The following is a 379-nucleotide window of genomic DNA, read 5'->3' on the forward strand; positions in this document are numbered from 1 at the left end:
TGACTGGGGTGAAGTCGTAACAAGGTAGCCGTAGGGGAACCTGCGGCTGGATCACCTCCTTAAAACATAGAGAAAGGTCACGACAGTCATTAAGGCGCCCACACAGTTTGTTTTCGAGAATGCAAAAACTGGTTTTTAATATCCGGATTGGGTCTGTAGCTCAGCTGGTTAGAGCGCACCCCTGATAAGGGTGAGGCCGGTGGTTCAAGTCCACCCAGACCCACCAGCTGAAAGCAGAGCAAGCGTCGTACTGGCAAGCATAGCGGGATGGTGTTTGGGATATAGGTTAGGATTGTTCAGATCAAATAATTTTGCTGCATAGAGTTATTTAATCTGGGTGACCGGAAGTTCATTAACAATTTGGTATAGATTGAGGTAA

General features: G+C 47.0%; 1 tRNA gene and 1 rRNA gene. Both read left to right on the top strand.

Annotated features, from left to right (window positions below):
• A 16S ribosomal RNA gene (locus Llon_RS08900) occupies positions 1-62 on the top strand; the annotation flags it as partial.
• 87 nt (positions 63-149) lie between these two features.
• Positions 150-226, top strand: a tRNA-Ile gene (locus Llon_RS08905).
• Positions 227-379 lie beyond the last annotated feature (153 nt).

This window comes from Legionella londiniensis (assembly GCF_001467825.1).
GTDB classification, from domain to species: domain Bacteria; phylum Pseudomonadota; class Gammaproteobacteria; order Legionellales; family Legionellaceae; genus Legionella_A; species Legionella_A londiniensis.